This window comes from Helicobacter bizzozeronii (genome assembly GCF_900196775.1).
In the GTDB taxonomy this organism is placed as follows: domain Bacteria; phylum Campylobacterota; class Campylobacteria; order Campylobacterales; family Helicobacteraceae; genus Helicobacter; species Helicobacter bizzozeronii.
The window spans coordinates 1-9,867 of record NZ_FZLB01000073.1 but is presented as its reverse complement, the minus strand read 5'-3'; the positions used below and the strand labels follow the sequence as shown (position 1 = coordinate 9,867).

The window sequence follows — 9,867 nt, the reverse complement described above, 5'->3', positions numbered from 1 at the left end:
GTAATACCCTTGGGGTTGGGGCATCAACCTTTGGAATAGGGAACATAAGACTCCAAACGGAGCTGTCCCGCTTGAAGCCGCGATCTCCACTAAAGCTAGAATCCCCTAACTTTAGTTATGGGAGAGTATGTCAAGTCAATCAATGGAGTTATCGGGGGCAGAGCCATGGATTTAGGGGGGGGGGGGGGGGTGCCACACCTCGCCTCAAAAAGGATTTACTTTAAAGCGATCGCACGCCTAACACATAGAGATTTTTACAAAGAGTCTAAGAGACTGCAGAGGGTGATTTTTGCTAATAAGGACTTTGAGGATTTTATTAAGACCTATGACACGCCCCAAACATTTTTCTATTGCGATCCGCCCTACATCGGCAGTACCGATGTGTATGAGAACATCGGAGGCAACACGCCATTCAATCTAGCCGATCACGCCCGCCTAGCCAACACGCTCAAAAACATTGAGGGGAATTTTTTGCTAAGCATCAATGACCACCCGCTAGCCTTAGAGCTCTATAGCGGATTTAATATTGAGCAGACTAAAACGATTTATGGCATGCGTGCGGGCTTAAGCGCGGTGGGCGTGCAGGAGTTGCTGATCTCTAATTACGGGGGCGCAAAAACGCTATTTGATTAAAGCGGTCGCCCCAAATCCCTAGCGATGGCAATGGCTCGGGGGTCATTGGCGCAAAAATCATCAACCGCTAAAATCATTTTGCGGGGATTATAGTAGGGTTTAATGGCTTGGGGGAACAAATAGGGGGTAAAGCCCTTCAAATTAGGCACAATATGCAAAAGGGGCAAAGACTCCAAACCGCAAGCCCCCTCGATTAAATCCACATGGGCTGCCAAATCAAAAAACTTCCGTATATCTGGCTCTGCATCCCTTTTTTCCACCCAATGCTTATACCAATACTCCTGCCCCATGCGTCTAGCATACTCGCGCAACTCTCCCACTATATCCCCACCCTCCTCAACTTTGGCATAATAGCGGGTATTCAATTCCCCCGCCAAAAAGGCGACTTGCTGGGGGGTATTGAGTTTGCCCTCTAAGAAGTCTTGGTATATTTTGGCATCGGGGGCTTCTGTGAAGTATTTAATATCCATAAAGGGGCGCACCTCCTCAAAAAGGGCGGGGTTTTTGAGCAAGATATATAAAAACGCCTCTTCAACATAGTTTCTACCCGTAGGGTTGTCCTTAAAAACCTCTTGCTTAGGCGGGTCGTATTTGTGGTCGACAAACTCCAAGCCATAATGTTCTTTGAGCCACTCCGTATAACCCTTACGGGTGTGGGGAGCAAACTCGGGCAAGGCATCAATCACCGCCCGACACTCCCGCACCGCATAATCTTTATCCAAAAAGTTCCCCAAATCGTAGCGATTCAAAATGCGTTTCAAGGAATACTCAATAAAAGGCACGGGTTTAGACAAAGCCTCTTTAAGTTGCGTGATTTTGCCCTGTGCCACCATGTCGGCAACATCTAGCCCGCTCTCTAATTCCACCACCCCGCCATATTTGAGATTTTGGCTAAGCAACTCAATGGCGCGCATAGTCGCCTCTTGCCCGGCATTGTCCATATCATACGCCATGATAATAGGTGATCGCTCTTTGAGGATATGCATTAAGGGCAAGTGATCGGCGCTTAGTGCTGTGCCTAGAGTGGCGACAGCGATTTTAATGCCCGCTTGGTGGGCTAAAATCACATCAATATAGCCCTCTGTTAAAAGCATTTTCTGCTCTTTTAAGATGGCTAAACGGGCTTGGGGGTAGCCATAAAGAATCTTAGACTTATTGAAAGTGGCACTCGTGGCGGAATTGATGTATTTAACATCGCCCTCTTGCAATGCACGCCCCCCAAAGGCGACAATCTTGCCATTAGAATTTTGGATCGGGAATATGATGCGCCCAAATAAAGAGGCGTATTCTTTGCCCTCTGGGTTGTAAGCAAGCACACCCAAATGGTGCAGTGCCTGCTTATCTAGTTTGTTTTTCTCAATGTAGCCCAACACTTGCCAACTATCGCAATAACCTAGCTGGAACTCTTGTATAGATTTCTCATTTATCCCCCGCCCTTTAAGGTATTCTAGGGCTTTGGGGGTTTGTTCTAAGATTTCTTGGTAGCAAGCGGTGATCTGCTCTAAAAGCCCTAAAAAGCCCTTTTGTTCCTCATAAGCACGCTGGTTAGTGCGCTCTAAGGCAATATCATAACGGGTGGCTAGCTTTTCGACTGCCTCTTGGAAACCGATTTTTTCGTATTCCATAACGAAAGTGATCGCATTGCCACTCACCCCACACCCAAAACACCTAAAGGCATTTGTGGCGGGATTGACCTTAAAACTAGGGGTTTTTTCATTGTGAAAAGGGCAAATGGCACTAAAACCCGCCCCTACCCGTTTCAACTCAATATAACTCCCCACCACATCTACAATATCCACAACTGCTTTTAGTTGCTCTAAACTCGTATCTTTTATCATGCTTGTAATATTAGCGAAAATATCTTAAAATATAGTAGCACTTGGTTAGGGGCGACCCGCATAGGAAAACTAAAGGTGCAGGCTCCGGCTACTTGCATGCCTAGAGACCCAAGATGTTAGGGTAACCATCCCCGACTTGCCTTTAAAACAAAAAATAGGACGCGTCCGCCGCTAGCGGTTTGCCTTTGGCTTGGCTTAACAAGCGCGATCTTTGAAAAGAACAAGCACTTTAATTTTAAGCGATTAAGGTTATTGGGTTGTTTTTTTTTGATTTAAAAATGTTGCGCGCTGCTCTAGCGTTTTTTTAAGAGCCCAAAAATAAAGGGGTTTGCACGCCCTAAAATTTATGCTTAATTTTAACTTAAATGAGAACACCCCGACCGCTTAAGATTAGCCCGCCACAAACTTAAATCCTAAACAATAAAAAAAAACCAAAGATTAAATTAAGGTCTTGAAAGCCCCGATGTGTTCGGGTGTTTAAGTTGTTTTTAAGGTGCTTAAGCTGATTTTAAGCGTTCAAGTTTATAATGCGCGCTAGAGCTTCCCACCAACGGATATAGTTACCTTGCCTGTTGTGCTTGCGCGAGCGCGCCTCAAAGCGCGCCTCGCAGCACAGCGACACAAACTGCAGAGTTGAAGCGGAGGGAAGCGCGCATTATAAAAATTTTTTGCAATAAAAAAAGCATTCAGTTTTGCAATTAAGGTTAAAAGGGCATGGATGGCAAAAATCTAGGTTTCATGCACGCTTAAGTGAAAAATGATAGTCTTAAGGCATGGCATGAGTGGCGCACCCTAGTGGCCATTTGGCGTAATGACATCTTTGTGTGTTTATGGGTTGGGGGTGCAGTGGGTGGCACCTCGCTAGGAGGTGCACCATGCGGTTAATGCTAATACTGGTGGCTTTGATGGCACTGGCAATGCCATTATATTAGCCCTTTAAGGGCGGGGAGGGTTAAACCCCTCCCTAGCCACTGGTATTATTGTGCCATTCCCAAACTTTCAAAGCGTTTAAAAAGCACACAACAAAAGGATATAATCAAGGCGCAAAAGATTTTAGAGCAGGAGTTTTGACATGGCTTTTAAACCTTTTAGGGTGGCACAAATGTTAGACACAGAGGAAAGACGGCTGTCCTACCTCAATGCGGTTTTAGAGGATGGCGATGTGGCAGAGATTAAGCGGGCTTTTAAGCATGTCGCCGAGTCTAAGGGGGTGGAATTGCCCGCCCTAGAGGGGGATTTTTGGCTTTTGCCGGCTTTGAAAAAACTAGGTTTTAAACTGCAGGCTTTGGAATTGCCTAAAACCCACACCGCCTAATGTTGGATAAATACATTTAACAAATCACTAATCGCTTAAGGGATTTTTGGCTAAAATGAAAACGCCCCGCAAGGGGCAACACTCTTATTGGAGGATTTGTCATGAAAAAACATGGCAAAAACTCTACGCGGGTATTTTACCTAAAAATTAGCGTTTTGGGGCTTAATTTTGTCCTCAAACGCAAAAGGGTGAAAAAAACCTAAGTAGGGTCCCCCCATTTGGGGGGTTTCTCCTTAAGGTGGTTTTTAACGGGATTTTTGCGCCCCAAAACAACAACATTCTAATCCAAGATGATTAACAAAATCTCAAAATTTTAAGGATTTTTAAACTAGAATGACAACGCCCCGCAAGGGGCAGATCTTGTCAGGGAGTTTTACCATGAAAAAACATGGTAAAAACTCTGTCCGGCTATTTTATCTCAAAATCTCTGTTTGGGGGCTTAAATTTGTTCTCAAACGCAAGAGAGAAAAGAGCAAAAAGTAGCTAGCAGAGTCCCCCGCCTAGGCGGGGGTTTCCTTTCAGGGTGGCTAATGCGCCTTTTTGCGCGCAGCTAGAATGTTGTAAATCTCTTGTTCTTTTTTGAGTTCGGCAATATGAGTATCTAGCTCCTTGCCCTGCTCGCGCAAGATTTGGCTTAAGGACTTTTGCCCGGTCTCTAAAGCGACTTTATTGGCGTTCATCTCTTTGAGCGGGTCGATATATTCCCAACCTTGGGGCTTAAAGGCAAAGTGGCTTAAAATGGCGGGGCGCTGCTCTAGGGCGATGTTGCCTAGCTTGATCTCATTGTCCAGCCACGCCTTGAAAATGCGGTTGTGCAAATGCCTAATAAGGAAGTTTTGCAAGCCCCTAAATTGGCGTCTTTGCTCGCTTGCCCCGTGCCGAATGGAGGAATAATTAACCTCGTTGAGATCACCTGTAAGCGTGCTATAACTCACCCCCAAAGCCTTGGCGATCTCTTTGTCGGTCTGTTTGATGAAAAATTCTATATTCGTGGCGTTATGACTCTCGGTGAAATAGGGCTTGAGGTTTTTTTCAATATAGGTCATCTTGCCCACTTCCACACGCTCGCTCACACTAGCCTTAGGCTCTTGGGGGTTTTGTTGGTTGTCCAAATCCTCAATCACGCCCGGGAATATCTCGTGCTCCTCGCCTGCCACAAAAAAGCCCGTGATTTCACTTTGCAATCTAGCCCGCTTGAGCTCAGCACTTTTGAATTTCTCTTTTTGATAGAGGGGGTGGATAATGGGGGCTAAATGGGTTACCCCTCTGGTTTGCAAGCCATTTAAGCGTTTGAAAATGTGGATGATATTGTTAGCTAGCACACGCTCAATATTGCCATCAGCGCGCTTAATGTGGTAAGCTACGGGGTTATGCAGGCTATCCACTTCCACGCCACTTAAAAGCATTTGCCCATCATCGGCGTTTTCATCGACATTTTGGGGGTCAATGATGGCTAGGCTCAAACCCTGCGGGGTTTCATTTAGATAGACAAACGCCTCCCCATCGCGTTTGTAATGCAATAAAACAAGGCTTTCTACCTCCCAAAAGCTCAAAGGGCATTCCGGGATAGAGTGCCGCCATGCTAAAAAGGCTTGTTCAATTTGGGTATTGAGCTCCGCATTAGGGGTGTATAAATCTAAGCTAATGCCATTGTCCCCAAAAATCTCTTTGTCCAAAGTGTCAAAATAACCCGCCAATAATGCGCTGGTCGTGCTCAAACTCCTAGCTTGCGCTCTAAGCGCGCTAAAATTGGCATCCACACGGGTGTTACTAAGTAACCTCAAGAGATCATCTCTTTCTAGCTCACTAGGGGCTAAAGAGGGCGGAGCGGGGTTATAAAAGCGTTTTTTGGGGGGTATGGGGGGCTTTTTTTTAAACAGATTGAAGGGCCACATCTTACACTCCTAAAAGCGGTATTGCACATAGCGGGGTAGGGGTTTGGCACTTAGGCGCATTTTGAGCTTTTCTAATTGGTTGATGAGCTCTAAGGGCGAGCGTTTTTCAATGCGGATACCATCGATCTCGTATTTGGAGATTTCAATACCATTAGCCAAATTGTCTAAGATGTTTTGAATCGCCGCCTCAATTTTGGCAACCCTTAAGAGATTGCCCCCACATGGGGGAGATTTGGGTGTTTTTTGCCCCTCTTGGGTTGGGGGTTCTTGCGTGTTTGGCGTATCTTTAGTTTCCTCTTGCCCCACCACCCTAGGCACAAAAAGCCCTAAATCGCTCTGTTTGGGCACTTTGGGCAAATCCACTTGTTCGGGGCGCGCATTGGCACGCACCTTTTTGAGCGGGTCTAGCCCGGCGTGTAAGTCGATTTGGGGGGTGTCTGGTGTATCCATATCTAACCTCCTTGTATGGTGTCTAGGACTTTTAGGTGTTTAGCCGCGGCTAAATTGAGCACAAACAAGTCCAATGCCTCGTTACGCTCTCTAATTTTAACCCAACGCAAGGATTCATAGCCCCGGGTATTGACATTCTTTTCTAATTTTTCAGCCGTGAGTTGCTGGAAGTATTCTAGGGGGTAATCTTGGGGGAAGTGGCAATAACCCGCCCCGATGTTTTCACTCGCCAAAAGGCGGAATATCTCCCCCTTAGCCTTATAAGTGCCAATATTGCAGAATTTCACGCCCTTAGCGATGAATTTGGGGGGCTCGATGATGGGCTTTTTGCCACTTTGTTCGCTATGCCCCTTGCTTGCCATAAAACGGGGGTCTTTGCGCACAAAACTATAGACGATTTCGGCATTAAACCCGCTATCAATGAGATTAAGAGAGCTAAACAGCCTGCGCCCGCTTTGCGTGTAAAAAATCTGCTTGAGTTGCTGGTAGAGATGCCCCCACACTTGGGGGTCGCTAGTCTTGCCCTTTAAAATAAGGTGTTTGACCCCCCAGTTTTCATAACCATTCCCCCAGCCTTTAAATTCCACTTCTAGCCTGTCAGCCTGCACATCCACCCCAGCGGTGATAAAACGGATTTCATCGGGTAAGTTGGTCGCGCTGTAATCCTCACGGCGCGCAAATAATGCCTGTTCCCCAAAGACAATAGAGGGGGGTTCATAGGGCAGGGCTTCTTGGGTGTTGGTGAAAACCTGCATGCTAGAGGGGTTGCCTAGGGCGTTATGGTAGTCTTTGATGATTTCTGCCATTGAAACAAAGGGGCTATACAGAGCGTTTAGAAAAAAGCCTGCCTTATCTTGGGTGTGTTCATTAGCATTAGTGGCTATCCATTTGCCTTTGCTAACCGCTTGTTGCTTTTGGGTTTCACTCCAGTTAGACCCGCATTCAATGCACTGGTAGGCGATTGTCTCATAAATGGGCTTTTCTTTCTCATCTGTGTCATAGACCACCCCACTTAAAACTAGGGTTTGCTCAAAGCCACAATGCGGGCAGGGCACAAAGAAGTAGCGTTTGTCGCTATTTTCAAATTCCCTTTCAATGTAGCTATGCCCTTTGAGCGTGGGCGTGGAAACTTTGATAATCTTTTTATCAAAATAGGTCGCCGTGCGTTTTTGGGCTAAGATAATGCTATGCCCCTCTTTGGTGTTCATGCACCGATCGCATTCATCTACGATTAAAACCTTAATGGGCTTAGAGGAGAGCTTAGAGGGGCTATTAGAGCCCACTAAGGCTAAATTGCCCCCCTTGAAGTTCTTGGTTAGAATGGTGTTATTGCTCTCTTTATTGTCGATGAGTTCTTGCAATTCGGGCACATCTCTAAACATCGGGGCTAATCGCCGTTTGGAGTAATCTTGGGCTAGATCCTCTGTGGGCAATAAAAAAAGGATTGTAGAGGGGTCTTGGTGGATAAAGTAGCCGATGGTGTTGTTCAAGATTTCGCTTTTGCCTAATTGCGCGCCCCACATTAAAATCACTTCTGTAATAGAGGGGTCGCTAATGGCTTGCATGGGCTCTTTTTGGTAGGATAGGGCGTTGAACCTACCAAACAATGCGCTACTCTCTTTGGATAGCACGCGGTAGGTTTGCGACCACTCCAGTAAATCCAAATGGGGCTTAATGAAAATGGACTTGGCAAAGACCTCTTTTAAGCGCGCAATTTGGGAGAGTGGGTGCGTGCGGATTCTAAAATTAAAACTGCCCACTCTTTTGAGGGGGCGACCCGTGTTAGTCTTTGTCATCACTACCGCCTATGGGGCTTTCCCGCATGCTGGCATTGAGTTTTTCAAGCTTTTGCTCCTCTTGGGCGATGGCTTGGGCTTGTTGGCTGGCAAGTTCATAAGCTTGTGGGTCTTGCAGTTCGGCTAAAATGCCCTCAATCTCGGCATTCATATCCTTAATAAGCGGGGCTTCTAGGCGGTGCTTGCGTTTGAGCAAGTGGGGTAGGCTATAAAGCTTATTGCTGATGGTGATAGCGATGTCTTGGAGGGCTTTAGCGATGGTATCAAAGGTCAATAATTCGCCCACCTTTTCTTTGTAGGATAACTCTTTGAGTTTGGCATCGGCTAACTCTTTTCTAGCGCGCGCCACCCCTAGCTCGCTCTCCTCGTTTTGGAGCTTATAGGTGATGAACTGGTTGAGCGTTTGGGTTAAATCCCAGCTGTCATGCTCGCTCTTGGCTAGCACGCCTGCCCCCTCTAACTGGTAAATGCGCTGTTTGGTCAAGCCCAAAATCTCACACAGCGTGGCGATGTTGATTTTATTGGGGTCGGGCTGTTTTTGCTCTTGCAAGACTTTAATGTAATTGCGCACACTGCCCTCAAAATCCCAGTAACGCCGATCGGTTTTAATACAAATGCCCTTAGCCGTGAGGTTGAAAATCCCCTCTCTGTCGGTGTTGAAAATGGCGGCTAATTGATCAGAGGTGCGGGTTTCTAGGGCTTTGTTTTGCTCCAAAAGCGCGCTAATTTGCCCCTTTAATTCCTTGTTTTCTTTGTCGTAGGTGGCTTTAGTGCTAGACAGATCGGCGATACGCTCCTTTTGCAACCCCACCCGTTTATCTTGGCGTTGGAGGGTCTTAAGGGTGCGCTTTAGCTCCTCAATGATTTTACCCTGCTTTTTAAGCCCCTCTAATTGGGGTTGCAAATGGCGGGTGTAGGCTAGAATGTTAAGGCGGGTGTTGTATTTGAGGGAGGCACACACAACGGGCTTATTATGTTCATCATTGTAGAAAACCACGCATTTGCTCGCCTCAAACACGCCTTTCTTTTCTAAGATGCGGAATTGATGGGGGGTGAGCCCTAAGAGCTCTTGGAGTTCGCTAGCAGAGCACATCTCGCGCATAAAGGCGTTAAATTCAGGCTGTAGTTGGATTTTGTCTAAAACTTGCATCATTTGAGTGCCTTAACTTTGGTGCTAAAGTCGTTGTGGGGGGCTTTTGTGAAGGGGCAGATACTCTCACCCGTGATCACACCTGCTGTGGGGCTAGCTTGCGCTCCCCCTAAAGTGATGTCTGTGGCATCAATGCAGGCTTTAGGGGCTTTGATTTTTGCCTCTTGTTTGGCGGTGATAGTGGCTTGTTGGCACTCTATGCTTGCCTGCTTTTTAGCGGTGATTTGGGTGTTTTCGCATTCAATCTTAATCTCTTTGAGGCTCTCAATTTTGAGCACACCCTCTTTATAGGTGATGGTTGTGCCATCGGCGTATTCTATGCGTTGGGTATCCATCTCTTGCTTGTCCTCAATCTCTTGGGGGAGTATGGAAGTGCCTAGCACCAGCCCAAAATGCCCCATTTTGAAATAAAGGGCGGTTTGGTTAGGTGTGGGCGGGCTGTAAGTGGTTCTAAAAGCGTTATGCACCTGCGTATAGGGCACAAAGTCGCTGGTGGTGTTATTGTAGCGCACTTTGACGCTGGATTTTTGCACCTCTAGTATTGTGGCGAGGTAGATTTTGACTTCTCCATACATTTAGCCCCCTAAAGTGTTTTGGCTTGTCTGTATCCAAACTACTATTTTTGCTATCTTAGCATATATATTAGCATTATTAGCAATTTTAGAGCGGGGCAAATTGGGTGGCGGTGGTTTTGGGGGTGTTTTTTAGATAGGCGGGGCTACATTTTGGATGGTTTGGGGGCTGGTTCTTATACAATTCTGACGGTCCCGTCGAATGGAGAGGTGTTAGG

8 protein-coding genes are annotated in these 9,867 nt (G+C 46.5%); 2 read left to right on the top strand and 6 right to left on the bottom strand.

Features of this window, described 5'->3' with window-relative positions:
* Positions 1-189 precede the first annotated feature (189 nt).
* Entirely contained in the window at positions 190-633 is a 444-nt protein-coding gene (locus C5684_RS07735) for a DNA adenine methylase (RefSeq protein WP_013891140.1), read from the top strand.
* Here the strand turns inward: C5684_RS07735 and dnaG are convergent.
* Entirely contained in the window at positions 630-2,471 is a 1,842-nt protein-coding gene (gene dnaG, locus C5684_RS07730) for a DNA primase (protein ID WP_104639942.1), read from the bottom strand. The genes C5684_RS07735 and dnaG overlap by 4 nt on opposite strands.
* A gap of 1,072 nt (positions 2,472-3,543) precedes the next feature.
* On the opposite strand from dnaG, the gene C5684_RS07725 reads away from it, so the two are divergent.
* Positions 3,544-3,786, top strand: coding sequence for a helix-turn-helix domain-containing transcriptional regulator (locus C5684_RS07725; protein WP_104628646.1), 243 nt, complete (start codon positions 3,544-3,546; stop codon positions 3,784-3,786).
* Positions 3,787-4,313: 527 nt separating this feature from the next.
* On the opposite strand, the gene C5684_RS07720 is transcribed toward C5684_RS07725, so the two are convergent.
* Genes C5684_RS07720 through C5684_RS07700 form a run of 5 tightly spaced genes read right to left on the bottom strand, consistent with a single transcriptional unit; the run spans position 4,314 to position 9,652 of the window.
* Positions 4,314-5,681, bottom strand: a complete 1,368-nt coding sequence (locus C5684_RS07720) for a phage portal protein (RefSeq protein WP_104639941.1) — start codon at positions 5,679-5,681, stop codon at positions 4,314-4,316.
* 9 nt (positions 5,682-5,690) lie between these two features.
* Positions 5,691-6,131: a hypothetical protein gene (locus C5684_RS07715; RefSeq protein WP_104639940.1), complete on the bottom strand. Its 441-nt coding sequence runs from the start codon at positions 6,129-6,131 to the stop codon at positions 5,691-5,693.
* A 2-nt stretch (positions 6,132-6,133) separates the two neighbouring features.
* On the bottom strand, positions 6,134-7,927 hold the full coding sequence (locus C5684_RS07710) for a phage terminase large subunit family protein (protein ID WP_233708711.1): 1,794 nt from the start codon (positions 7,925-7,927) through the stop codon (positions 6,134-6,136).
* Positions 7,914-9,080: a hypothetical protein gene (locus C5684_RS07705; protein WP_104639939.1), complete on the bottom strand. Its 1,167-nt coding sequence runs from the start codon at positions 9,078-9,080 to the stop codon at positions 7,914-7,916. Before C5684_RS07705 ends, C5684_RS07710 begins: the two co-directional genes overlap by 14 nt.
* Positions 9,077-9,652 (bottom strand): hypothetical protein, encoded by a 576-nt coding sequence (locus tag C5684_RS07700; protein ID WP_104639938.1) that lies wholly within the window; start codon positions 9,650-9,652, stop codon positions 9,077-9,079. The genes C5684_RS07705 and C5684_RS07700 overlap by 4 nt, the downstream gene beginning before the upstream one ends.
* Positions 9,653-9,867: the final 215 nt, after the last annotated feature.